The organism is Novosphingobium sp. UBA1939 (assembly GCF_002336885.1).
GTDB lineage: Bacteria > Pseudomonadota > Alphaproteobacteria > Sphingomonadales > Sphingomonadaceae > Novosphingobium.
In genome coordinates this window covers 1-22,885 of the sequence record NZ_DDFB01000150.1, presented here as the reverse complement: position 1 = coordinate 22,885, position 22,885 = coordinate 1, and the positions used below count along the sequence as shown (strand labels likewise).

The window sequence follows — 22,885 nt, the reverse complement described above, 5'->3', positions numbered from 1 at the left end:
CCGGATCAATGCGCGGCCGAGCTATCCACTTCGCGGCTTGGCTTGGGCGTCAGCCAGATGACCATGGCCGACACCACGAACAGCACGGCCAGCACCAGGAAGACGTGGTTGGTCGCCTGCGCCAGGCTTTCGCGATCGACGATGTTGGCGATGACCTGTCGCGTCTGATCGAGCGAAAAACCTTGCGAGGAAAGCCGGTCCGCCGTCTGCGTGGTGTTGAGACGCCCGACGATCTCGCTGCGCGCGACGCGCTGGCTATCGTCCCAGTAGGTCGTGGCGATGGACGCGCCGATCGCGCCCGCCATCGTCCGCATGAAGCTCATCACCCCGGCCGCCGATGCCGTTTCGCGCGGCTCCACCGCGCTCAGGCCCAGCGCGGTCGCTGCGATGAAGAAGGCCGGCATCCCGAAGCCCTGCACCATCTGCGGGAACGACAGCGTCCAGAAATCGGCATCCGCCGTCCAGCCCGACCGCAGCCAGGACACCATGCCCAGCCACAGGATGCCGCCGAAAACGAGCAAGCGCAGGTCCACTTTCGACGCCAGCCGCCCGACGATGGGTGCCATGATCACCGCACCCACGCCGATGAACGAGGTGGCATAGCCGGCATCGGTGGACGTGTAGCCAAGCCCGACCTGCAGGTATTGCGGGATGATGACCGAGGTTGCGAAAAAACATCCGTAGGTCAGCGCCAGCGACAGCGTGGATACCGTGAACCCCCGGTGCCGGAACACGCGCAGATCGACGATCGGCTGCTCCTCCGTCAGTTCCCAGGCCAGGAAGATCGCGAAGAAGATCACCGCGATGATGCCCAGTGCCACGATCAGCGGATCGCCGAACCAGTCGCGCTCGCGCCCCAGATCGAGCAGGATCTGCAACGCGCCGATCCAGATGATCATCAGCACCAGGCCGGTACGGTCGACGCGCAGGTCTTCCGTCGGCGTTTCGGCCGGGCGCAACACCCGCATCGCGCCGAAGCTGCACAGCAGAACCACCGGCACGTTGATGAAGAATATCCAGTGCCACGACCACGCATCGCTGATCGAACCGCCGAAGATCGGGCCGAGAATGGGGGCGACGACCGTGGTCATCGCCCACAGCGCCATCGCCTGGTTGCGCTGTTCCGGTGGAAAGATGCGCATCAACAGCGTCTGCGACAGCGGCATCAGCGGCCCACCGCACAGTCCTTGCCCGATCCGGCAGGCCACTAGCATCCCGAGCGTGGGCGACATGCCGCACAGCATCGAGAAGATGCCGAAGCCCATCATGCAGAAGATGAAGGTACGCACCGCGCCGAAACGGCCGGCAAGCCAGCCGGTCAGCGGAACGCAGATCGCCTCCGCCACGGAATAGGACGTGATGATCCAGATTCCCTGGCTGGTGGAAATGCCCAGGCTGCCCGCGATGTGCGGTACCGAAACGTTGGCAATGGTCGTATCGAGCACGACCATGAAGTTGGACGCCGCCAGCACGATCCCGGCGATCGCCAGCGCGGCGCCACGGATCGCTACGGGAGCCTCAGTCGAACCGGCCATGGGACCGCCTCCTCACTTACCGGAAACGTCAACCTCGGCGGTCATCGACAGGCCCACGCGCAGCGGATGATCGCGCAGTTCCTGCGGATCGAGCGTGACGCGCACGGGCAGGCGCTGGACGACCTTGATCCAGTTGCCCGTGGCATTCTGCGCGGGGATCAGCGCGAAGGAGGCACCGGTGCCGCCCGAAAGCCCGGTCACCTTGCCATGATAGGTCACGCCGCCGCCGTAGAGATCGGACGTGAGCGTGACCGGCTGGCCGATCTTCACCTTGGCAAGCTGTCCTTCCTTGAAATTGGCGTCGACATAGAGCTGGCCCACCGGCACCACCAGCATCAGCACACCGCCGGGCGCGACGCGCTGACCCACCTGGACGTTGCGCCGCGTGACGATGCCATCGACGGGCGCGCGGACCACCGTGCGCTCCAGATCGAGCCGGGCCTGCGCCACGCGGGCCTCGGCGGCCTGGACTTCGGGCGCGGTGGCGACGCTGGTGCCCGCGATCAGCGCGTTGTTGGCGGCGAGTTGCCCGCTGGCCGCGCCACGGGTGGAGGCGGCCTGCGCCACGCCGGCGCGGGCGAGTTCGAGATTGGCCTGCGCCGCCGCGAAGGCGTTGGTCGCGCTGGTCAGTTCCTCGCCGGACACCGCCCCATTGGGTGCGAGGCGGCGGCGACGGTCGAGATCGATCCGGGCCTTGGTGAACTCCGCCTCGGCTGCGGCAAGCTGCGCCCGGGCGCGGGTGATATCCGCCTCGCGCGCGGCGACCTGCGCCGCCAGCGCCGTGCTGGTCGCCGCCGTCTGGCCATACATCCGGCGGGCCTTGGCCAGTTCCGCCTCGGCCTGCGCCAGCGCGATGCGGGCATCGCGATCGTCGAGCTGCACCAGCACATCGCCCTTTTTCACGACTTGCGTATCCTGCACCGGAACGCCCGCAACCTGCGCCGCGACCATTGACGTCACGCTGGCGGTATCGGCCCCGACATAGGCATTGTCGGTCTCGACGTAGTGACTGCCGACGAGGACGTACCACAAGCCATAGGCAAGGGCGGCCAGCACCACGGCCGCCGCGATCGCGCGCAGAGCGGTGCGGCGTTTCTCGCTGGCGCCGGATGCAGGGGCAATCTGGGCGCCTTCGGTCAGGACGGCGGGATCGGCTTCAGCCATGGGAGGAATCCTTCGGTGCGGCAATCGCGGTGCTGGTGATCGAAAATCCGCCGCCGAGCGCACGGACAAGGGCAACATCGAGCGAGAAGGCACGCGCTTCGAGATCGGCGACGGCCATCCGGCTCTGCAGCACCTGCTGCTCGGCGGTCAGAACGTTGAGGTACGTGGAAAGCCCGCCTTCGTAGCGCTGCCGGGCAATGGCATAGGCCTGCTCCGATGCCGCCAGCGCCTGCCGGCTTTCCCCGAGGCGGGCCGCCAGCGCGTTGCGGCTGGCGACGGCGTCGGCCACTTCGCGGAACGCCGTCGCAACCGTGCCGTCATAGCTCGCGACCGCCTCGTCATAGGTGGCGCGCGCCTGCCGGTACTGGCCCTGCAAGGCCCCGCCCCGGAACAGCGGCAGGCTGATCGCGGGGCCGACCTGCCCATAGGTGGAGCCGCTGTCGAACAGGTTGCCAAGGCCCAGCGCCTGGAACCCCGCCAGCGCACTCAGCTTGATCGCCGGATAGAAATCGGCGCGCGCCACCTTGATGCGGCTGGCGGCGGCTTCCACCCGGGCACGGGCGGCGGCGATGTCAGGCCGGCGGCCGATCAGGTCGGTGGTGACGTCCACCGGCAAGCCCCGCGCGGTTGCCACCACGGCGGGCAGCGCGATGTCCATGCCGCGATCCGGCCCTTTGCCCACCAGCGCGGCGATGCGGTTGCGGGTGAGCGCGATCATTTCGTCGGTGGCGGCAAGATCAGCGCGCGAGGCCGGCACGGCGGCATCGGCCTGCTTCAGTTCGCCGCGCGTATCGAGGCCCGTGGTCACGCGGTCGGACACCAGCGCGCGCGTTTGCTGCCGCAGTTCCAGCGCCCGTGCCTGCACCGCGCGTTCCGCCGTGAGACGGGCAAGATCGGCATAGGCGCTGGCGATGTTGGTGGACAGCACCAGCCGCGCCTGTTCCAGATCGATCCGCGCCGCTTCGGCCTGCGAGGTGGCGGCCGCCAGCGCGGCCCGGTTGCGCCCCCACAGATCGAGGTCGAATTCCAGCGTGGCGGCGACCTGCCCGGTATCGTTCCACCCCTTCGGCACGAAGGCGCGAGGGATACCGTTGTTGTAGCTCTGCTTGTTTTCGCCCACGCTGCCCTGCACGCCCAGCGACGGCAGGCGTGCGGCGCCGGCCTGCTGCGCCAGGGCGCGCGCCGCGCGCAGGCGCGCCGCCGCCGCCGCCAGATCAGGTGCGCCGGCCAGTCCTTCCTCGATCAGCGCGGTCAACTGGCTGTCGCCGTAAGCGTTCCACCAATTGGCTTCGGGCCAGGCCGCAGCTGGCACCCCGTTCGCCGGCACGGGCTGGGGGGCAAGCGCGCGCGTGGCGGCAAAGCTGTCCGCCGCGCGAATCGTCGGCGCCGGTCCCTGGTGCGGAATCGACGCGCAGGCACCCAGCAACAGCGAGCCGCCGAGCGCGAGCACCGGAAGAAAACGGGAATGGTGATGAGTCATGGGAAAACCGTACTCTGTGGTACGGTTAGGCATTAACGACGCACGGGGTCTTGTCAACATAAAACTGTACCGTATAGTACGGTCATGCCGCAGTCAGCAAAGAAAGCTCCCGGAAAGCGCGAGGCGCGCAAGATCGACAGGCGCGAAGCCATTGTCGAAGTGGCCAAGCGCCAGTTCCTCGACAACGGCTATGCCGCCACCTCGATGTCCGCGATCGCCGCCGAACTGGGCGGCTCCAAGGCCACGCTGTGGAGCTATTTTCCCAACAAGGAAGACCTGTTCGCGGCAGTGCTGGATGAGGCCACCGCCGCCTATCGCCAGCAGTTCGCCGACCTGTTGCGCCCGTCTAAGGACATGCCTTCGGCCGTTCTGCAATTCACGCGCAGCTTCATGGCAAAGCTGACCCTGCCCGAACCGTTGCGCCTGCACCGGCTGATCGTGGCGGAAAGCGGACGCAATCCGGAGCTGGGTCAGTTGTTCTTCGAACGCGCGCCCGGCCCCACATTGGCGATGCTCCGGGATTTCATGGCGGACGGAATGGCCAGCGGACAATTGCGCCAGGCCGATCCGCAGCTGGCGGCCGACGCGTTGACCTCGCTGTGCCTTGGCGGGATGCACCGGCGCATCCTGTGGGGCGCGCCACCCCCTGCGCCCGCGGCTGTCGAAACCGAAGCGCGCAACGTCACCGACATCTTCATGGCCGCTTTCGGGCCAAGGCCCTGACCCGGCCGCATCGCGCCGATGCGGCCGGGCGAAAGGTTCAGACCAGCGCGTGCCCGCCGACCGCGGCCTTCAGTGCATCGGGCACCGCGGGGTCCTCGATCGTCGGCGGGGTGGTGAAATCCTCGCCATTGACGATCTTGCGCAACAGGTTGCGCAGGATTTTGCCGGAACGGGTCTTGGGCAGTTGCTGGACCACGAACGCGGTCTTGAGCGCGGCAACCGCCCCCAGTTCCGCGCGCACCGCCCGGATCACCCGGTCGCGCATCGTGTCGTCGCCCTCAGCACCCGCGCGCGGCACCACGAACGCCACGGGGATCATGCCCTTGATGGCATCGTCCGCGCCGATCACCGCGCATTCGGCCACGCCGTCGACCCCGGCGACGATCTGCTCCATCTGGCCGGTGGACAGGCGGTGCCCGGCGACGTTGATGATGTCGTCCGTGCGCCCCATGATGTGCACGAAGCCTTCGGCGTCGATGTATCCGGCATCACCCGTCTCGTAGAAGCCGGGGAAGGCCAGGAAGTTCTTCTCGTAACCGGCCTTGTTGTTCCACAGCGTGCGGAAGGCCCCGGGCGGCAGAGGCGCGCGGATCGCGACCGCGCCGCTTTCACCGGCGGGCACGGGATGGCCGTCTTCCGACAGGATCGTGAACTCATAACCCGGCACGGGAAATCCGGCGCTGCCGCGCTTGCGGCGCAGGTCGCCCAGCGCGAAGCACGAGGCGATCGCCGGCCAGCCGAGTTCGGTCTGCCACCAGTGGTCGATCACGGGCAGCGCCGTGCAGCCTTCCGCCCAGGCGATCGTCTCCGGATCGGCCCGCTCGCCCGCGAGGAAGATCGCCTGGCACCGCCCGGTACCGATCTCGTCGATGAACCGGCCGTCGGGGTCTTCCTTGCGGATGGCGCGGATCGCGGTGGGCGCGGTGAAGAAGGTCTTCACGCCGTGGCGCGCGATGGTGCGCCAGAACGTGCCGGGATCGGGCGTGCCCACGGGCTTGCCCTCGAACAACACGGTCGTCGCCCCCACCAGCAGCGGCGCATAGACGATGTAGCTGTGGCCGACGACCCAGCCCACATCGGACGCGGCCCAGAACACGTCACCCGCGCCGATGTCATAGATATTGGCCATCGACCAGGCGAGCGCGACGGCATGGCCGCCGTTTTCGCGCACCACGCCCTTGGGCGTGCCCGTGGTGCCGGAGGTGTAGAGGATATAGAGCGGATCGGCGGCCGCGACCGGCACCGACGCGGGCACGGGATCGGCCGCCGTCGCGGCGCGCAGGGCCTGCCAGTCGAGATCGCGCGGCGCGTGCAGCGTGCCTTCAAGCCGATCCCGCTGAAGCAGCACGACATGCTCGATCCGATGCTGCGCCAGCGCCAGCGCCTCGTCCACCATCGGCTTGTAGGCAACGACGCGCGCGCCTTCGATCCCGCACGAGGCGGTCAGCAGCACCGTGGGCGTGGCGTCGTCGATGCGCTTGGCCAGTTCGAGCGCCGCGAAGCCGCCGAACACCACCGAATGGATCGCACCCAGCCGCGCGCAGGCCAGCATGGCGAACACAGTTTCGGGGATCATCGGCATGTAGAGGACCACCCGATCTCCCCGGCCAACGCCCAGCGAGGCCAGCATCGCGGCAACGCGGCCGGTCTCCTCGAGCAGTTCGGCGTAGCTATACTGCCGGACCGTGTCGGTGACCGGGCTGTCATAGATCAGCGCGGCGGCTTCGCCCCGCCCCGCCGCGATATGCCGGTCCAGACAATTGTGCGCGGTGTTGAGCGTACCGTCGGGAAACCACCCGCCATCTTCGTCCCACACGCGCGAAGGCGCGGAGGTCCACTCCAGCGCCTTGGCCGCTTCGGACCAGAACCGTTCCGGCTGCTCGATACTGTCGCGCCACGCGCGGCTGTAGGCTTCGCTCATCGTCGAACCTCTCCTGTCCCCGTCCCCGTACCAAGGGGTTCGGCGCCGCACCTTGATCGAACACAAGGCGCGGCGCCATTGGTCATTGGTCGATGTTCCGGCGGAAGGTTTCGGGCAGGAAGAACAGCCCGATCACCACGGTGGCCGCCGCGACCACGACCGGGTACCAGAAGCCGTGGTAGATATCGCCGTTGGCCGCGACCATCGCGAAACCGATCGCCGGCAGCAGTCCGCCCAGCCAGCCGTTGCCGATGTGATAGGGCAGCGACATCGAGGTGTAGCGGATGCGGCTGGGGAACAGTTCCACCAGCATGGCCGCGATCGGGCCGTAGACCATCGTCACCAGCAGCACGAGGTAGAACAGCAGCGCGACGACGAGCGGCTTGTTCATCTGCGCCGGATCGGCCTTGGCCGGATAGCCGACCTTCTCCAGCTCGCCCACCACGGCGGGCTTGGCTTCGACCGCGGGCTTGTCGCCTTCCGCAGGCTTCGCCTTCACTTCAGGCGCACCCGCGACCCTGGCGGTGAAGGCGGCGATCGCCTTCTTCCGGTCGTCGCCGGAAACCGTGGACGGATCGGGCGCGACGATCGTTTCCCCGCCGATGGTCACCGACGCGATGGCACCAGCCGGTGCGGCGACGTTCTCATAGTTCACCGCCGCCTTGGCGAGCGCGTTCTTGACGATATCGCAGCTGGTGGTGTCGAACTTGTTGCCGCCCACCGGATCGAACTGCGACGAACATTCGCCGGGGAACGCCGTCACTTTGACCGGCGCCGTGGCCTGGGCCTTCGCCAGCGCGGGGTTGGCCGCGTCGGTCAAGGCATGGAACACGGGGAACAGCGTGACGGCCGCCAGCGCCGCGCCGCCGAGGATGATCGGCTTGCGACCGACCTTGTCCGAAAGCCAGCCGAAGAACAGGAAGAACGGCGTGGCCATCGCCAGCGCGATGATCGTCAGGGTGTTGGCCTGGATGCCATCCACCTTGAGCATCTTTTCCAGGAAATACATGGCGTAGAGCTGACCGGTGTACCAGATCACCGCCTGCCCGGCGATCGCGCCGAAGAAGGCGATGAGCACGACTTTCAGGTTCTTCCATTCGCCGAAGGCTTCGGTCAGCGGCGCCTTGGAGGCGGTGCCTTCCGACTTCATCTTCTGGAACACCGGCGATTCATGCAGCTTCAGGCGCAGCCACAGGCCCACCACCAGGAACAGGCCCGACAGCAGGTAGGGAACGCGCCAGCCCCAGGCCTTGAACGCATCCTCGCCCAGGCCGGTCACGGGCGAACGCACCGTGATCACGATCAGCAGCGCCATGGCCAGGCCCGCCGTGGCAGTGATCTGGATCCAGCTGGTATAAAGCCCGCGCTTGTTGTTGGGCGCATGTTCGGCAACGTAGGTCGCCGCGCCGCCGTATTCGCCACCCAGCGCCAGACCCTGGAACATGCGCAGGACGACCAGCATGATCGGCGCGGCGACGCCGACCGTCTCGTAGGTGGGAAGACAGCCGACCAGGAAGGTGGAAAGCCCCATCACCACCAGCGTGATGATGAAGGTATAGCGCCGGCCGAAGGTATCGCCGATCTTGCCGAAGACCAGCGCGCCGAACGGGCGGACGATGAAGCCCGCCGCAAAGACCAGCAGCGCCATGATGAACGACGTGGTCGGGTTCAGCCCGGTCAGGAACTTGGCCGCGATGATCGAGGTCAGCAGACCATAGAGGTAGAAATCGTACCATTCGAACACCGTGCCCAGCGACGATGCCGTGATGATCAGCTTTTCGCTGTGTGTCGCCTGATGATGCTTTGGCAGTCCGACGGCATCCGCCGGTATTTCCTGATAGTCCATGATTGCCTCTCCCAGTCCCAGACAGGATCTGAACGTCTATTTTACGGCTGTTCGACCCGAAGAGCCGCGTGCATCGTTATGATTTTTAGGTACTTCTTCTAGAAACTATACTTCGCGGCGAAATCCAGGCGATCGACGTGGCCGTTCAGATCGTTGACCAGACGCCGGTCACCATGGCGGTATTCGACACCAAGGTCGACATTCTTGACCGGCGAATAGAATACGTTGCCGGCGATGCTCCACGCCTGGCGGTTGTACATGGCGATGCCCGCCGTGGTGCGGTTGAGATAGCCGGCGTAGCTCACGCGCTGGAAGCTGCCGATCAGGTTCACCCGCCATTGATCGTTCAGCGCGAAGCGGCCCGAGCCGAACAGGGCCAGGTTGCGCACGCTGCCGAGCTGGCCATTGGCCTGCAGCACCGTATCCGGGCTGAAGTTCAGGCCCAGGTAGCGGCCAATCCCTTCGCCGTAGGTCGCCTGGAAGCGGATGTCGCTGGTGTGCTTTTCGTTGAGGAATATCTTGCCCGTGGTGCTGATGCCCCAGCCCACGCGCGAATCGCTGATGTGGGCCAAGCCAGTCCGCGCGTTGTCCACGCGCAGCTGGCGGCCCAGCGCGGCAACGTCGAGGAACCCGAACTTGCCCGCATATTCCAGCCGCGCGGTGAAATCGGGCGTGTGGTCCTCGCCATTCTCGATCAGCGCGGCGGCGCCCGCCGTGGCCGAAGCTGTTTCAGGATTCTCCGCCGCCAGGTGCAACGTCAGCCCCTTGTCGAGCGGCAGGCTGTAGCGGACCATCGGCTGGCGCACGAAGATCAGGCCATCGACGCCGCCGACATAGTCGGTGCTTTCGGGATAGACGGCCGGGTTCGAGAAGTTGGTGAATTCCTGCCCGAACATCCACCGATCGAACTGCACGAACGCGCGCCGCATGGCGAGGTCATAGGCGTTGGTCGTCCGCTGCGTACCCTGCCCCAGCGCCTGCGGCGTGCCCGGCGCGGCCTGGAAGTCGAACTCGATATAGGCCTTCAGCGCGTGGCTGCCGAGCTTGGTGTTGGCATCCACCCAGAACCGGGTCTGCTTGGCGGTGAAATCGGTCACGCGCGTCGGCGAGGTCGGGCTGGCCGGGTTGAACACCGGGATCGACTGCGGCAGGTAGAGGTCGCGCCCCAGCGAATTGCTGGGATCGTCGCCGCCGCTGTAGCGCGCGCTGCTAGCCAGCAGCTTGATGTAACCCGAGAGGACGACGTTGGAATTGCCCGAACGGAAGCCCTGCTTCGGCGCGGCGTCCGCCAGCGCGGTGGCCTTGGCCGTCGCCTCGTCGCTTTTCGTGGCGGCGGCTTCCGCCGTGCGGGTCGCGACCAGCGCCTGGGCCTGCGCCTGTTCGGCGGTCTGCCGCACCGCGATAGCCTGATCGGCATGGACCGCCTGCTCGTCGCGCGCGCTCTTGAGATCGGCACGCAGCTGCGTCATTTCGGCTTCGAGCCGTTGCAGGCGCGCTTCGAGTGCGGCTTCACGGCTGGTTGGACGTGCCTGGACCATGCCGGGCACCGCCAGCGCGGTTGCTGCAAGCAGCCAAACAGACCCCCTGATCTTGATGCTCATTCGGACAATCCCTCTCCCGGTGCCCATCTGGCGAGGCACTGCGGATAGGTTTTTCCTTGAACCGGAACTGGTAACCAGCCGGAGCTTGGTCTTATATCTACGACCATTGTCTAGGCGCGCCGCTCCGGCCCCGTGCGGTAGGGTTGCGGCAACGAATTATGTGAGGAGAGCCTGAGTATGGGTGAGGCCATCTACCCCGTTCCGTCGGAATGGTCGGCCAACGCGCTGATCGACGATGCGCGCTATCAGGAAATGTACCGCCGCTCCGTCGAGGAGCCCGACGCATTCTGGCGCGAGGAAGCGCAGCGGATCGACTGGATCAAGCCGTTCACCCGCGTCAAGGAAACCAGCTTTCACGAGGCCGATTTCGGCATCAAGTGGTTCGCCGACGGCACGCTGAACCTGTCCGCCAACTGCCTGGACCGGCACCTGGCCGAGCGCGGCGACGCCATCGCCATCCTGTGGGAGCCGGACAGCCCCGAGGATGCGGAACGCCGCATCACCTATCGCCAGCTTCACGAGGACGTCTGCCGCTTCGCCAACCTCCTGCGCGCCAAGGGCGTGAAGAAGGGCGAGCGGGTCACGATCTACCTGCCGATGGTGCCCGAAGCTGCCGTGGCCATGCTGGCCTGCGCGCGCATTGGCGCCATCCATTCGATCGTGTTTGCGGGCTTTTCGCCCGACGCGCTCGCCGGCCGCATCATCGACTGCGACAGCCGCATCGTGCTCACCTCCGACGAAGGGCTGCGTGGCGGCAAGAAGGTGCCGCTCAAGGCCAATGTCGATGAAGCGCTCAAGCAGTGCCCCGATGTCGATACCGTGATCATGCTCCGCCGCACCGGCGCCGCCGTGGCCATGGTCGAAGGCCGCGATGTCGACTGGGCGACCGCCGTCGCCACGCAAGCCGCCGAATGCGCGCCCGAGGAAATGAGCGCGGAAGACCCGCTGTTCATCCTCTACACCTCCGGCTCCACCGGCAAGCCCAAGGGCGTGCTGCACACCACCGGCGGCTATTCGGTCTGGGCATCGCTGACGCACCAGTACGTGTTCGACTACCGGCCCGGCCAGATCTACTGGTGCGCGGCGGACATCGGCTGGGTCACGGGCCATTCGTATGTGGTCTATGGCCCGCTGGCCAATGGCGCGACCACGGTGATGTTCGAAGGCGTGCCCAACTTCCCCGATGCCAGCCGCTTCTGGCAGGTGGTGGACAAGTTCGGCGTCGAGATCTTCTATGGCGCCCCCACCGCGTTGCGCGCGCTGATGCGCGAAGGCGACGAATGGGTGAAGAAGACCAGCCGCAAGACGCTGCGCCTGCTGGGTTCGGTGGGCGAGCCGATCAATCCCGAAGCCTGGGAATGGTATCACAAGGTGGTGGGCGAAGGCCGCTGCCCGATCGTCGACACCTGGTGGCAGACCGAAACCGGCGGCGCGATGATCACGCCCCTGCCCGGCGCCACGGCGCTGAAGCCGGGGTCCGCCACGCGCCCGATATTCGGCGTGAAGCCTGCGCTGGTCGACAACGACGGCACGTTCCTGGACGGGGCGACCGACGGCTGCCTGGTCGTGACCGATTCGTGGCCCGGCCAGATGCGCACCGTGTGGGGCGATCACGAACGCTTCTTCCAGACCTATTTCACCACGTTCAAGGGCCTCTATTTCACCGGTGACGGCGCCCGCCGCGACGAGGACGGGTACTTCTGGATCACCGGCCGCATCGACGACGTGATCAACGTGTCCGGCCACCGCATGGGCACGGCCGAGATCGAAAGCGCGCTGGTCGCCCATCCCAAGGTGGCCGAAGCCGCCGTGGTGGGGATGCCGCACGAGATCAAGGGCCAGGGCATCTACGCCTACGTCACCTGCAATGCCGAGATCGAACCTGACGAGGCGCTGCGCAAGGAGCTGATCCAGTGGGTGCGGCACGAGATCGGCCCGATCGCCACGCCGGACGTGATCCAGTTCGCTCCCGGCCTGCCCAAGACGCGGAGCGGCAAGATCATGCGGCGAATCCTCCGCAAGATCGCAGAAAACGACGTAAGTAACCTTGGCGATACGTCTACCCTTGCCGATCCTTCGGTCGTGGACCATCTTCTGGCCAATCGACCGAAATTGGCGGAGGCCGTATAAGTACGATCCTGATCGCCGACGATCACCCGTTGTTCCGTCAGGCCCTGACGGTCGCGGTTGCCCACGTCGCGCCCGAAGCGAAAATCCTGGAAGCAGGCACGCTGGCCGCCGCCGCGAAGGCGACGGCCGACGCGCCCGACTTGCGCCTTATCACGCTGGACCTGAAGATGCCGGGCGCGGTGGGCTATTCCGGGATCGCCCTGCTCCACGCCGAAAAGCCCGATGTGCCGATCCTGGTGGTGTCTAGCGCCGAGGGCGCCAACGCCGCGCAGGAGGCGCGCGCATTCGGCGCGGTGGGCTTCCTGCGCAAGGATGCCGATCTGACCGTGATCGAGGATGCCATCCGGAAGGCGCTGGGCCGGCCCGAGGAGATTCACCCGCAGGCCGAGCCTGTCGATCAGGTTCGCCGCGAGGTGGCGGGCCTGACGCCGACTCAACTCAAGGTGCTGCTCGCGGTGCTGGAAGGCAAACTCAACAAGCAGATCGCCCACGACCTTGGTATGAGCGAAGCCACCGTCAAGGCGCACATGACCGCGATCATGCGCAAGCTGGACGTGCGCAACCGCACGCAGGCCGCGCTGGTCGCGCGGTCACTGGGGCTCGACCTCGCGCATTGAGACCCGCGCGAGGAAGGCTTCCAGCGCGGACGGATCGATCGGCTTCACGAACAGCGGAATACCGCGCCGGCGCGCGCGGCGGCGCAGTTGCGCGCCGCTTTCGGCCGTGACCATCGCCATCGGCATGGCCGGGCGATCCTTGTGGATCAGATCGGCCAGGGCAATGCCGTCCTCCCCGCCATCGAGGTGGAAATCGAGCAGCGCGACATCCGCGCGCCCCACCAGCGCCAGCGCCTCGGCCATAGTCGCGGCGCCCAGCACAGTATGACCGCTCCCGCCCAGAAGGGCTTCCGAAGCTTCGATGATGACGGGATCGTTGTCCACCACCAGCACCGTCAGCGCGCGGACCGGCCGGCCGGCGCTGAAAGGCGCGTGCGCATCTGCGTCCTCGTCGGGCATCGCGACGGCGGGCAGGATCACGCTGAACCGGCTGCCTTTGCCCGGCGTTGACGCAAGCTCCAGGCGAACGCCGAGCAGCCTGGCGATCCGTTCCACGATGGCAAGGCCAAGGCCAAGGCCTTCGGCCTCCACCGCCCCCAGGCGGGTAAATTCGGAAAACACCGCCTTCTGCTGGTCTTCGGGAATGCCCACACCCGTATCGACCACGTCAATCCGCAGCGTAGTGCCGCGCCGGCGGACGCCGACGAGAATACCGCCCTGCTCGGTATAGCGCACGGCGTTCGACAGCAGGTTCTGAAGAACGGAGCGCAGCAGGCCGGGGTCGGTTTCCACTGCGCCGAACACCGGCCCCACCGTCAGCCGCAGTTCCTTTTCCTCCGCCATCGGGCGAATGCCTTCGGCGATGTCGCGCAGCAGGCGCGCCAGCGGAATCACCTCGGGACTGGGCTGGATGCCGCCAGCATCGAGCTTGCTGATATCGAGCAGCGCGCGCAGCAGGTCTTCTGCCGCCACGATCGAGCGCTCCACCCGCGCGACCATGATTTTCGCGCCGCCTTCCACGCTGCGATCAAGAGCGGAAGCGAACAGCCGCGCCGCATGAAGCGGCTGCAGCAGATCGTGGCTGGCCGCGGCAAGGAAGCGCGTCTTCTCGCGCGTCGATTCGGCCAGCAGGCGATTGGCTTCGGACAATTCCCGCGTGCGTTCGGCGACGCGGCTTTCCAGTTGTTCCAACGTGCGCCGCAGTTCCCCCCGCACGCGAGCTTCCTCGGTGGTATCGGCAAAGGCGGTGACATAGCCGCCGCCCGGCATCGGTCCACCGGTGGACCGGATGACGCGCCCGTCGGGCCGCACACGCTCCGACGTGAACGTCCGGCGTGCGCGCAGATGCGCCAACCGCTTCTCCACTTCCTCGTCCGGCGTCCCCGCGAAATGGCCGCGCTCGACGTTGAAGCGGATCAGGTCGGCGATGGGGACGCCCACGCGCACCAGCCCCGGCGGGTAGTTGAACAGTTCGATGTATTGCGTGTTCCACGCCACCAGATTGAGGTCCGCATCGATGACGCTGATGCCCGAATGCAGGTTCTCGAACGTGGCCGCCAGCAGCGTGCGCGAGAAGCGGAGCGACTGGCCGCCCTCGTCAAGCAGCCGCGCCACGTCCTCGATGCTCATCTGCGCGCCGGCCAGCGCGGAGGCGACGAGCGTGCGCGCCGACGAGACTCCGACCACCCCGGCGATGAGGTCCTGCGCCCGTCGGGCCGTCAGCCGATCGACCGGCAGCGCCCGCCGGTACACCGGAAACTCCTCTTCCGCCCGTTCCTCGCCCGTGAAGCGACCGACCAGATCGGCCAGTTCGCCGATGTTGCGTACCGGCCGCGCGCCACGCAACATGATCGGCAGGCGGCTTCCAGGATCGCGCCCCGCCGTCCCGGCAACAAGCACGATCAGGTTGGCCGCCATGCTCCACAGCACGCCATGCACCAGCGGGCTGGCATGGCCGATGCCGAGCAGGCGCAAGGGATCGGCCAACGTTCCGGCCAATGCGGTCATCCACGCTTCGGGCAGGACCTGCGGCATGGCCAGCGTCCACAGCCACAGCGCGAAGCCGGCGGCCAGGCTGGCGCGCCCGGCAACCGGATCGCGATCCTTGCCGAAAATCCCCAGCACGAAATGCGGGGTAAACTGCGCCATCGCCGCAAAAGCGACCAGCCCGATCGAGGCGAGCGAGCTGCGCGGCGACAGCATCAGCGCCCAGACCAGCGCCAGCGCGACGATGCCGACGATCGCCGAGCGCCGCACCACCATCATCCGCCGCCCCAGAGCGCCGGCGGCATCGTCGGTCTCGCTGCGCAGAACAGCGGGGAAGATCAGGTCGTTCGAGACCATCGTCGCCAACGCGGTGGCGTCCACGATAACCATGGCGCTGGCAGAACTGATCCCGCCGAGCAGCGCGATGGATGTCAGCCAGTGCAGCCCTGCGGCATCGGGAAGCGCCAGCACAAACAGGTCGGGCACGGCGGCGGGCGGCAAGGCCACAAGCCCTGCGAGGGCGATCGGCAGGACCAGCACCGCCATACCGCCGACATAGGCCGCCACGCCCCACCGCGCGCGTGGCAGGTCATCGGGCTGCTGCGCTTCGGCCAGGCCCATGAAGAACTGGCGCGGCAGTACCACGATCGCCATCGCGGAAATCATGCCGATCACCACGAATTCGAACGAGAGATGCGAGGGAGCGAAACGCGCCGCCGTTTCGCGCAATCCGACAGCGAACCGCTCCGGCGGCGCCTGCGCGATGACATAGACGGCGATCGCGCTCACCACGATCAGCGCCACCAGCTTGATGATCGATTCCAGCGCGATCGAGAACAACATGCCCTCGCTTCGCCCGGCGACTTCATACCGCCGCGCGCCGAACAGGATCGCGAAAGCGGCAAGCACGACCGACGCGGCAACCATCACCGGCACCGCGACGTCGCTGCCCGAAACGACCGCTATGGCACTGCCAATCGAGCGCAATTGCAGCGCGACATAGGGAATGATGCCCACCAGCGCGATCAGCGTGACCAGCCGCGCCATTCCGGGATCGTGCCCGAAGCGGGCGGCGATGAAATCCGAAATGGTGGTGGCCTTTTCCTCGTGCACCGCTTCGGCCAGCCGCCGCAGCAGGGCCGGGGCGAAAATCAGCAGCAGCGACGGCGCGAGGTAGATCGGCAGGTAGTTCCACCCTTCGCGCACCGCGCTGCCGACCGCGCCATAGAACGTCCAGCTCGAACAATAGACGCCCAGCGCCAGCGTATAGGCGACATGGCGCAGCGCCGGACGGCTGCGCGCCGCTTCCGCGCGCGCTTCGACCAGGGCGGCAACGACAAACAGGATACCAATCAGTGCAAGCGCATAGAGCGCCGCCAACGTCAGGCTCATCCCTGGTGGCCTTTCGAGCTACTCCCGCGTCCTTAGCAACAGACGGACACATGGCAAGCGATGCCACGCTCAAATGACGCAGAGGGGCGGGAGAAATCGATCAGGGAATCAGGGAAGAAGCCGGGTCGGCTCGCCCGCGGCGGCTGCGGCTTCCTGCTTCGCCTTTTCTACCGCATCGGACTTCTCGGCGAAGCGCATCACCACCAGCGTGCCTTCGAACAGGAACAGCAGCGGAATGGCGAGCATCAGCTGCGACACAACATCGGGCGGCGTAATCACGGCAGCTAGCGCGGTGATCCCGACGATCACGTAGCGCCGCGCGGCCACCAGTTGCGCGCGCGTGACGATCCCGGCGCGGTTCAGCAGCATCAGCAACACCGGCAACAGGAAGCTGATGCCGAACGCCAGGATGAACTGCATGACGAGGTTCAGGTAATCGCCCGTGCCCGGCAGCGCCTCCAGATGCAGCCCGCCCTTGTCGCCCTGAAAGCCGAGGAACCATTTGAAGGCCGTGGGCATGACGATGAAGTAGGCCAGGCTGGCGCCGGCGGTGAACAGGATCGGCGTGGCGATCAGGAACGGCAGGAACGCCTTCTTTTCCCGCGCATAGAGCCCCGGAGCCACGAAGGCCCAGAGCTGGTTGGCGATGATCGGAAAGCTCAGCAGGAACGCGGCAAACAGGGAAACCTTCAGTTCCACGAAGAACGCTTCGTAGAGCTTGGTGTAGATCAGCTTGCCCTGCCCCGGCGGAAACGCTTCCATCAGCGGACGCGCCAGCAGCGCGAAGATATCGTCCGCGAAATAGAAGCAGATCGCGAACGTGACCGCCAGCGCATAGACGCAGCGCAACAGCCGCGTGCGCAGTTCCAGCAGGTGGTCCAGCAAGGGCGCCTGCGTTTCGTCGATATCGCGAATCATAGCAGCCGGGGTGCGTCGGTTTGAGATGCGGGAGCAGCTGGCGCGGGTTCGACCGGAGGCGTCGGCGCGTGCGCCGCGACTTCGGGCATGACGGCCGGCGCCGCGACCTGATCGGCAGCGGCATCAGGCGTCTGCCCTTCGGCGGCCTTCCCCCCGTCCTGCGTCGCATCCTGCGCCATGATCGCGGCGTTCTGTTCGCGCCACTTGCGCTCCATTTCCTCCATTTCCGCCTCGCGGATCATGGTTTCGATCCCGGAGCGAAAATGGTTGGAGACGCGGCGGATCTTGCCCATCCAGCGGCCTGCCGTGCGCAGAGCAAGCGGCAGGTCCTTGGGGCCGATCACCACGATGGCGACAATGGCCACCAGCAGCAGCTCTGACGGCGCTACGTCGAACATGGTTCAGATCGGGTCCGGTATCCGGGCTGTGTCAGGCGTTGCCCGAGGGTCCGTGCTGCTCCGCCGGAGCGGCAGTGGTCTGCGCGGACGGCGCCGGCGGCGTCGACTGCTGAAGCTGCGGCGGCGGCGCGGTTACCGGACGATCGGTCTCTTCCGTCATACCCTGCTTGAAGCTTTTGATACCCTTGCCGAAATCGCCCATCATTTCGGAAATGCGACCACGCCCGAAAAGCACGAGAACGACCAGCGCGAGGATAATCAGGTGCGGTAGGGACAGGCTACCCATCGTAAAATCTCCTTCTCCGCTCCAGATAGGACATCTCGTGCGGAATCGCCAGTCAATCCAAGCCGTAAAGAGTCAATCAGGCCGCAAAGATTCGTCTTCGACGTCGGAAAAGGCCGGTTCGGCATCAGCCTGATCCTCGTCATCATGCCCGGTCAAGGCCGCGAAAACATCGTCCACCGGGTCAAGCAGGCCGGCGGCGCGCAATTCGTCGATCCCCGGCAGGTCCCGGCGCGATTCCAGCCCGAAGTGCGCAAGGAAGCCGGGCGTCGTGGCATAGATCGTGGGCCGCCCCGGCACCTCGCGCCGGCCGGCGACGCGAATCCAGCCCGCTTCCAGCAGCACGTCCAGCGTGCCGCGCGATGTCTGCACGCCCCGGATCGCCTCGATCTCGGCGCGGCTGACCGGTTCGTGATAGGCGATGATCGCCAAGGCCTCGGTCGCGGCCCGCGACAGACGGCGCACATCCTCGCGCTCCGTTCGCAGCAGGTGGGCCAGATCGGCCGCCGTCTGGAAATGCCAGCAGCCGCCGCGCTCGACGAGTTCGATCCCGCGCCCGGCATAGTGCGCGACAAGCTGCTCCAGCGCGCCATCAACCCGCGCGCCGCCGAGATGGGCGGACAGTTGCTGGGGCGTCAGCGGCTCGCCGGATGCGAACAGGGCCGCTTCCACGGCGCGAACGAGATCGTCGGGCGATCCTCCGCGGGCATCGATCAGGCTGTCCGCCCGATCCTCCGGCAGTTCTTCCATCATGATTGCGCCGCCCGCAGCATCAGCGGCCCGAACATTTCGTCCTGCGCGATCTCGGCTCTCCCCTGCTTGGCCAGTTCCAGCGCCGCGACGAAGCTGGAGGCCAGCGCGGAACGGCGCAATTGCGGATCGGTCCAGGCGGGATCGCACCGCGACGGCAGGAACGCGCGCAAGTCCATCCAGTCCACGGTCACGCCCAGCATTGTCGCCACGCGGGTGAGCGCGGATTCCAGCGTCATCACCGGGCGTTCGCGCACCATGTGGACCACGGGCGCGGTGCGCGCCTTCACCTGACCATAGGCCTGCATCAGCATGAACAGGTCACACTCCCAGCGTCGCCCCTGATCGACATGCAGCCCTTCCGGCGCACCGCGCGCAAACACGTCGCGCCCCAGCCGGTCCCGCGCCATCAGCCGCGCCCCAGCTTCCCGCATCGCGCCCAGCCGTTGCAGGCGCAATTGCAGGCGCAGCGCCAGTTCCTCGGGCGAAGGCTGGATTTCCGGATCGTCCGGCAGCAACAACAGCGACTTGAGGTAAGCGAGCCAGGCCGCCATCACCAGGTAGTCCGCCGCCAGTTCCAGCTTCAACGCCTCGGCCCGCTCGATATAGCCGAGGTACTGGTCTACCAGTTCGAGGATCGAAATCCGCCGGAGATCCACCTTCTGCCGGCGGGCAAGGTCCAGCAGCAAATCGAGCGGCCCTTCCCAGCCGTCCAGCTCCAGATAGAGCGAAGCGTCCTCGGTCGCCGCCGAGGCCACGCCGTTCCACACCGCATCGCCATCGAACAGCGAGGCAGGCGGGGCGGCGGCCTGATCCATCAGGCGTGCGCCTCCGCCAGCGCGAGCAATTCGTCACGCCGGGCGACAAGCGCCGCGTGCCGCTCCATTGGTGCAGGGGAAGCGAAATCGGTCGTGTCCCGCAGCGCACGGACCAGCCGGTCCTGCGCGGCCGCGCTGATCGTCGGGGTGGCGCTGGCGATACCGACCATGTCGTCCATCTTCGCCCAGCAGTTGAGCACCAGATCGCACCCGGCGGCAATGGCCCGGGCGGCGCGTTCGGGCACGCTGCCCGCCAGCGCTTCCATGTCGAGATCGTCGGTCATCAGCAGACCATCGAACCCGATGCGCTTGCGGATCACTTCGCCGATCACGAACGGCGATTGCGTAGCGGGGTTTTCCGCATCCCACGCGGTGTAGCGGACATGCGCGGTCATCCCGATCGCTGCCCCGGCCAGCGTGCGGAACGGCTCCAGATCGATGTCGAGTTCCTCGGCCGAAGCATCGACCGTGGGCATTTCCTTGTGGCTATCCGCCGTGGCGCGGCCATGCCCCGGCATGTGCTTGATCACCCCGGCCAGGCCCGCGCGCGCCAGTCCGTCCAAAGCCGCACGGCCAAGCGCCGCCACGCGCAGCGGCTCCGAGCCATAGGCGCGATCGCCGATCACATCGTGCGCGCCGGGTTGGCGCACATCCAGCAGCGGCAGCAGATCGACGCTGATCCCCGCTTCGGCCAGATCGAGCCCCAGCGCCTCGGCATTGGCGCGGACCGCCTCGATAGCGGTCGCCGGCGCCACATCCCACAGCCGGTCGAACCGTTCGCCCGGCGGATAGGGCGGCCATACCGGCGGCTTCATCCGCGCCACGCGGCCGCCTTCCTGATCGATGCAGATCAGCGTGCGGTCGCGCCCGTGCAACGCGCGCAAATCGTCGGTCAGCGCCCGCAGTTGCGCGCGATCGGCCACGTTGCGGCCGAACAGCACGTAGCCGGCCGGATCGGCATCGCGGAAGAAAGCGCGCTCGTTATCGGTGAGGGTCAGGCCCGAAAGGCCGAAGATCGCCGGAACCATGCGGCAGGATTCGGCCAAAACCCGCCATTCCGCAAGGCTTCGCTGCCGGAATGGCGGGGAAAAGCCGGATCAGCGCTTCACCTGGCACTTGAGGCCGCCCGCCTGCAACCGGCCGCACAGCGCGTTGGCCGCCCCGGCGTCGCCCGCCAGCGCCTGAAGGCGATAGACCGTGCCGATATCCGCCTTGCCTTCGACCACACGGTGGTTGAGGCCCTTAAGCGCCTCGTGCTGGCCCGAAAGCTTGCTCCACGCGGCTTCGGCGGAAGAACTGCTGGAAAACGCGCCGATCTGCACGCCCACGCCCCCCGCAGCCGGTGCGGCCGGGGCCGCGCCGGGCTTGGGCGCATTGGCACTAGCAGCGGCCGACGCAGTAGCGGAACCCGATGCCGACGCCGAAGCCGCCGGGGCCGCTCCGCCGGCAAGGTTCGCCGCCGGCTTTTCGCCCTCGCTCACCTTGAAGCTGGAATCGCCGGTGCCCTGGAACGTCTTGCCACCCGGCTCCTTGGGCGCGATCTTGTACGGTTCGCGGCTCGCTTCAATCAGGCTGCCATCGGCATTGGCGGCGGGGCCACCCCGGTGCGTGGCCCAATAGACCCCACCGAGAATCGCCGCGAGCAGGATCAGCCCGAGAACCGCGAAACCGATGAAGCGGCCGTTGCCCGGCTCCTCGTCATCGAATTCCACGTCATCCGCGCCCTCAAGCCACGGCAGCCGCTGTTCGTCGCCCAGCGCCAGACGCGCGCCAGCCGCGCTCTCGGCCGCCTCCTCCGTCGCGTCGAACGGCATCGACGCGGGGGAATGTTCTCCCCCGTCGCGCTGTTCGTGCTGCCCGTCCTGCTCCCCGTCCGCCATGTTCACGTCGCTGACCCTTCACAGTTCCTCGGCCGCTTCCACCCCAAGGATGGCAAGGCCGTTGCGCACAACCTGCCCGATTTGCGCCGCGAGGAAAAGCCGAGCCGCCGTCAACGCGGCATCCTGTGCCACTATGAACCGTTTTTCGGGTCGATCGTTGCCCAGGTTCCAGTAGGAGTGGAACGCTGCCGCCAGATCGTAGAGGAAGAACGCCACCCGGTGCGGCTCACGCGCGATCGCGGCCGCTTCCACCAGACGCGGGAACTGCGCGGCCAGCTTCACCAGCGCCAACTCCTCCGGCCCCAGCCCCGCAAGATCGGCAGCGGAGGGTGCAAAGCCCTCGGCCGCGCCCTTGCGCAGCGTCGAGCTGATCCGGGCGTGGCAATACTGCACATAGAACACCGGATTGTCCTTCGACGCTTCCACCACGCGGGCGAAGTCGAAGTCCATCTGCGCATCGGGCTTGCGCGTCAGCATGGTGAAACGGACCACGTCCTTGCCCACTTCGCGCACCACGTCGGCCAGCGTGACGAACGTGCCCGCCCGCTTCGACATCTTCACCGGCTGGCCATCGCGCAGCAGCTGGACCATCTGCACCAGCTTCACCTCGAACGGGATCGGCTTGCCTTCCGCGCCGGTCAGCGCGGCGACGGCGGCCTTGATCCGCTTGACCGTGCCGGCATGATCCGCACCCCAGATATCGACCAGCGCATCGGCCTTTTCCGCCTTCTGGAAATGGTAGGCGAGGTCCGCGCCGAAATAGGTCCAGGTCCCGTCGGACTTCTTGATCGGCCGGTCCTGATCGTCGCCGAACTTCGTCGAACGGAACAGCGGCAGTTCCACCGGCTCCCAGTCTTCCGGCGTCTTGCCCTTGGGCGCCTCGAGATGCCCGTCATAGACCAGATCGTGCGCGCGCAGCCAGGCTTCGGCGGCTTCGGGCTTGCCGGCCGCCTGCAGCTCCGCCTCCGACGAGAACAGGTCGTGATGGATGCCGAGCAGGGCGAGATCGTCCTTGATCATCACCAGCATGGCCGCGACCGCCTTCTGCCGGAACGGCGCAAGCCATTCGGCCTCGGGGGCGGCGGCGTAGCGATCGCCGAATTCCTCGGCCAGCGCCTTGCCCACGGGCACCAGATAATCGCCCGGATAGAGCCCCTCCGGGATCTCGCCCGCGGCCTCGCCCAGCGCTTCGCGATAGCGGACATGCGCGGAACGGGCGAGAACATCGACCTGCCCGCCGGCATCGTTGACGTAGTATTCCTTGATGACCTTGTGGCCGGCGACTTCGAGTAGGCTGGCCAGCGCATCGCCCACCACCGCGCCCCGGCAGTGGCCCATGTGCATCGGCCCGGTGGGATTGGCGGAGACGTATTCGACGTTGACGACCTTGCCCCCGCCCAGCGTCGAGCGGCCATAGCCGGCGCCCGCCACCGCGATCAGCCGCAGCTCGTCCAGCCAGGCGCCGTCGGTCAGGCGCAAGTTGATGAAGCCCGGCCCGGCGAT

The 22,885-nt window shown here is 67.0% G+C and carries 18 protein-coding genes; 3 read left to right on the top strand and 15 right to left on the bottom strand.

Going from position 1 to position 22,885, the window contains the following annotated elements; all coding sequences use genetic code 11:
- Positions 1 to 5: 5 nt before the first annotated feature.
- From B3547_RS20195 to B3547_RS20185, 3 genes are read right to left on the bottom strand one after another with little or no spacing between them, the layout of a single operon-like run.
- Positions 6 to 1,535 carry a DHA2 family efflux MFS transporter permease subunit gene (locus tag B3547_RS20195; protein ID WP_125954855.1) on the bottom strand — a complete coding sequence of 510 codons (1,530 nt, stop codon included), beginning with the start codon at positions 1,533 to 1,535 and terminating at the stop codon, positions 6 to 8.
- A gap of 12 nt (positions 1,536 to 1,547) precedes the next feature.
- Positions 1,548 to 2,699 carry an HlyD family efflux transporter periplasmic adaptor subunit gene (locus tag B3547_RS20190; protein ID WP_292966417.1) on the bottom strand — a complete coding sequence of 384 codons (1,152 nt, stop codon included), beginning with the start codon at positions 2,697 to 2,699 and terminating at the stop codon, positions 1,548 to 1,550.
- A complete protein-coding gene (locus tag B3547_RS20185) occupies positions 2,692 to 4,179 on the bottom strand; it encodes an efflux transporter outer membrane subunit (protein WP_292966415.1) in 1,488 nt (495 codons plus the stop codon). The genes B3547_RS20190 and B3547_RS20185 overlap by 8 nt, the downstream gene beginning before the upstream one ends.
- A gap of 84 nt (positions 4,180 to 4,263) precedes the next feature.
- On the opposite strand from B3547_RS20185, the gene B3547_RS20180 reads away from it, so the two are divergent.
- On the top strand, positions 4,264 to 4,902 hold the full coding sequence (locus B3547_RS20180) for a TetR/AcrR family transcriptional regulator (protein ID WP_292966413.1): 639 nt from the start codon (positions 4,264 to 4,266) through the stop codon (positions 4,900 to 4,902).
- Positions 4,903 to 4,939: 37 nt separating this feature from the next.
- On the opposite strand, the gene B3547_RS20175 is transcribed toward B3547_RS20180, so the two are convergent.
- The 3 genes from B3547_RS20175 to B3547_RS20165 all read right to left on the bottom strand — a co-directional run bounded on the left by B3547_RS20175 (position 4,940) and on the right by B3547_RS20165 (position 10,270).
- Positions 4,940 to 6,823 carry an AMP-binding protein gene (locus tag B3547_RS20175; protein WP_292966411.1) on the bottom strand — a complete coding sequence of 628 codons (1,884 nt, stop codon included), beginning with the start codon at positions 6,821 to 6,823 and terminating at the stop codon, positions 4,940 to 4,942.
- Between the two features lie 82 nt (positions 6,824 to 6,905).
- On the bottom strand, positions 6,906 to 8,669 hold the full coding sequence (locus B3547_RS20170) for an MFS transporter (RefSeq protein ID WP_124807715.1): 1,764 nt from the start codon (positions 8,667 to 8,669) through the stop codon (positions 6,906 to 6,908).
- Between the two features lie 98 nt (positions 8,670 to 8,767).
- Positions 8,768 to 10,270 carry a DcaP family trimeric outer membrane transporter gene (locus tag B3547_RS20165; protein ID WP_292966407.1) on the bottom strand — a complete coding sequence of 501 codons (1,503 nt, stop codon included), beginning with the start codon at positions 10,268 to 10,270 and terminating at the stop codon, positions 8,768 to 8,770.
- A gap of 177 nt (positions 10,271 to 10,447) precedes the next feature.
- Between B3547_RS20165 and acs the strand changes: the two genes are divergently transcribed.
- Both acs and B3547_RS20155 read left to right on the top strand, forming a co-directional pair.
- Positions 10,448 to 12,400, top strand: a complete 1,953-nt coding sequence (acs, locus tag B3547_RS20160; protein WP_194919832.1) for an acetate--CoA ligase — start codon at positions 10,448 to 10,450, stop codon at positions 12,398 to 12,400.
- Positions 12,401 to 12,429: 29 nt separating this feature from the next.
- Positions 12,430 to 13,017, top strand: a complete 588-nt coding sequence (locus B3547_RS20155; RefSeq protein WP_414690596.1) for a response regulator transcription factor — start codon at positions 12,430 to 12,432, stop codon at positions 13,015 to 13,017.
- On the opposite strand, the gene B3547_RS20150 is transcribed toward B3547_RS20155, so the two are convergent.
- The 9 genes from B3547_RS20150 to argS all read right to left on the bottom strand — a co-directional run.
- On the bottom strand, positions 12,991 to 16,335 hold the full coding sequence (locus B3547_RS20150) for a hybrid sensor histidine kinase/response regulator (RefSeq protein ID WP_292966404.1): 3,345 nt from the start codon (positions 16,333 to 16,335) through the stop codon (positions 12,991 to 12,993). The genes B3547_RS20155 and B3547_RS20150 overlap by 27 nt on opposite strands.
- Before the next feature lie 108 nt (positions 16,336 to 16,443).
- On the bottom strand, positions 16,444 to 17,253 hold the full coding sequence (gene tatC, locus B3547_RS20145; protein ID WP_124807720.1) for a twin-arginine translocase subunit TatC: 810 nt from the start codon (positions 17,251 to 17,253) through the stop codon (positions 16,444 to 16,446).
- The gene (tatB, locus tag B3547_RS20140) at positions 17,250 to 17,651 is read right to left on the bottom strand and encodes a Sec-independent protein translocase protein TatB (RefSeq protein WP_124807721.1); all 402 of its coding nucleotides are present in this window, start codon (positions 17,649 to 17,651) and stop codon (positions 17,250 to 17,252) included. Before tatB ends, tatC begins: the two co-directional genes overlap by 4 nt.
- 31 nt (positions 17,652 to 17,682) lie before the next feature.
- On the bottom strand, positions 17,683 to 17,937 hold the full coding sequence (locus B3547_RS20135; protein WP_125954845.1) for a twin-arginine translocase TatA/TatE family subunit: 255 nt from the start codon (positions 17,935 to 17,937) through the stop codon (positions 17,683 to 17,685).
- 72 nt (positions 17,938 to 18,009) lie between these two features.
- Positions 18,010 to 18,684, bottom strand: a complete 675-nt coding sequence (gene scpB, locus B3547_RS20130) for an SMC-Scp complex subunit ScpB (RefSeq protein ID WP_292966440.1) — start codon at positions 18,682 to 18,684, stop codon at positions 18,010 to 18,012.
- Positions 18,684 to 19,502: a segregation and condensation protein A gene (locus B3547_RS20125; protein WP_125954844.1), complete on the bottom strand. Its 819-nt coding sequence runs from the start codon at positions 19,500 to 19,502 to the stop codon at positions 18,684 to 18,686. Before B3547_RS20125 ends, scpB begins: the two co-directional genes overlap by 1 nt.
- Positions 19,502 to 20,530 (bottom strand): beta-N-acetylhexosaminidase, encoded by a 1,029-nt coding sequence (nagZ, locus tag B3547_RS20120; protein WP_292966399.1) that lies wholly within the window; start codon positions 20,528 to 20,530, stop codon positions 19,502 to 19,504. The genes B3547_RS20125 and nagZ overlap by 1 nt, the downstream gene beginning before the upstream one ends.
- Before the next feature lie 69 nt (positions 20,531 to 20,599).
- The gene (locus B3547_RS20115) at positions 20,600 to 21,382 is read right to left on the bottom strand and encodes an SPOR domain-containing protein (RefSeq protein WP_292966437.1); all 783 of its coding nucleotides are present in this window, start codon (positions 21,380 to 21,382) and stop codon (positions 20,600 to 20,602) included.
- 18 nt (positions 21,383 to 21,400) lie between these two features.
- The coding region (gene argS, locus B3547_RS20110; RefSeq protein ID WP_292966396.1) for an arginine--tRNA ligase at positions 21,401 to 22,885 on the bottom strand (1,485 nt) is incomplete at its 5' end.

What these genes read in the sequence shown, in the direction of transcription:
- B3547_RS20195 (WP_125954855.1), bottom strand. Translation starts at nt 1,535, where the DNA reads ATGGCCGGTTCGACTGAGGCTCCCGTAGCGATCCGTGGCGCCGCGCTG.
- B3547_RS20190 (WP_292966417.1), bottom strand. Translation starts at nt 2,699, where the DNA reads ATGGCTGAAGCCGATCCCGCCGTCCTGACCGAAGGCGCCCAGATTGCC.
- B3547_RS20185 (WP_292966415.1), bottom strand. Translation starts at nt 4,179, where the DNA reads ATGACTCATCACCATTCCCGTTTTCTTCCGGTGCTCGCGCTCGGCGGC.
- B3547_RS20180 (WP_292966413.1), top strand. Translation starts at nt 4,264, where the DNA reads ATGCCGCAGTCAGCAAAGAAAGCTCCCGGAAAGCGCGAGGCGCGCAAG.
- B3547_RS20175 (WP_292966411.1), bottom strand. Translation starts at nt 6,823, where the DNA reads ATGAGCGAAGCCTACAGCCGCGCGTGGCGCGACAGTATCGAGCAGCCG.
- B3547_RS20170 (WP_124807715.1), bottom strand. Translation starts at nt 8,669, where the DNA reads ATGGACTATCAGGAAATACCGGCGGATGCCGTCGGACTGCCAAAGCAT.
- B3547_RS20165 (WP_292966407.1), bottom strand. Translation starts at nt 10,270, where the DNA reads ATGAGCATCAAGATCAGGGGGTCTGTTTGGCTGCTTGCAGCAACCGCG.
- acs (WP_194919832.1), top strand. Translation starts at nt 10,448, where the DNA reads ATGGGTGAGGCCATCTACCCCGTTCCGTCGGAATGGTCGGCCAACGCG.
- B3547_RS20150 (WP_292966404.1), bottom strand. Translation starts at nt 16,335, where the DNA reads ATGAGCCTGACGTTGGCGGCGCTCTATGCGCTTGCACTGATTGGTATC.
- tatC (WP_124807720.1), bottom strand. Translation starts at nt 17,253, where the DNA reads ATGATTCGCGATATCGACGAAACGCAGGCGCCCTTGCTGGACCACCTG.
- tatB (WP_124807721.1), bottom strand. Translation starts at nt 17,651, where the DNA reads ATGTTCGACGTAGCGCCGTCAGAGCTGCTGCTGGTGGCCATTGTCGCC.
- B3547_RS20135 (WP_125954845.1), bottom strand. Translation starts at nt 17,937, where the DNA reads ATGGGTAGCCTGTCCCTACCGCACCTGATTATCCTCGCGCTGGTCGTT.
- scpB (WP_292966440.1), bottom strand. Translation starts at nt 18,684, where the DNA reads ATGGAAGAACTGCCGGAGGATCGGGCGGACAGCCTGATCGATGCCCGC.
- B3547_RS20125 (WP_125954844.1), bottom strand. Translation starts at nt 19,502, where the DNA reads ATGGATCAGGCCGCCGCCCCGCCTGCCTCGCTGTTCGATGGCGATGCG.
- nagZ (WP_292966399.1), bottom strand. Translation starts at nt 20,530, where the DNA reads ATGGTTCCGGCGATCTTCGGCCTTTCGGGCCTGACCCTCACCGATAAC.
- B3547_RS20115 (WP_292966437.1), bottom strand. Translation starts at nt 21,382, where the DNA reads ATGGCGGACGGGGAGCAGGACGGGCAGCACGAACAGCGCGACGGGGGA.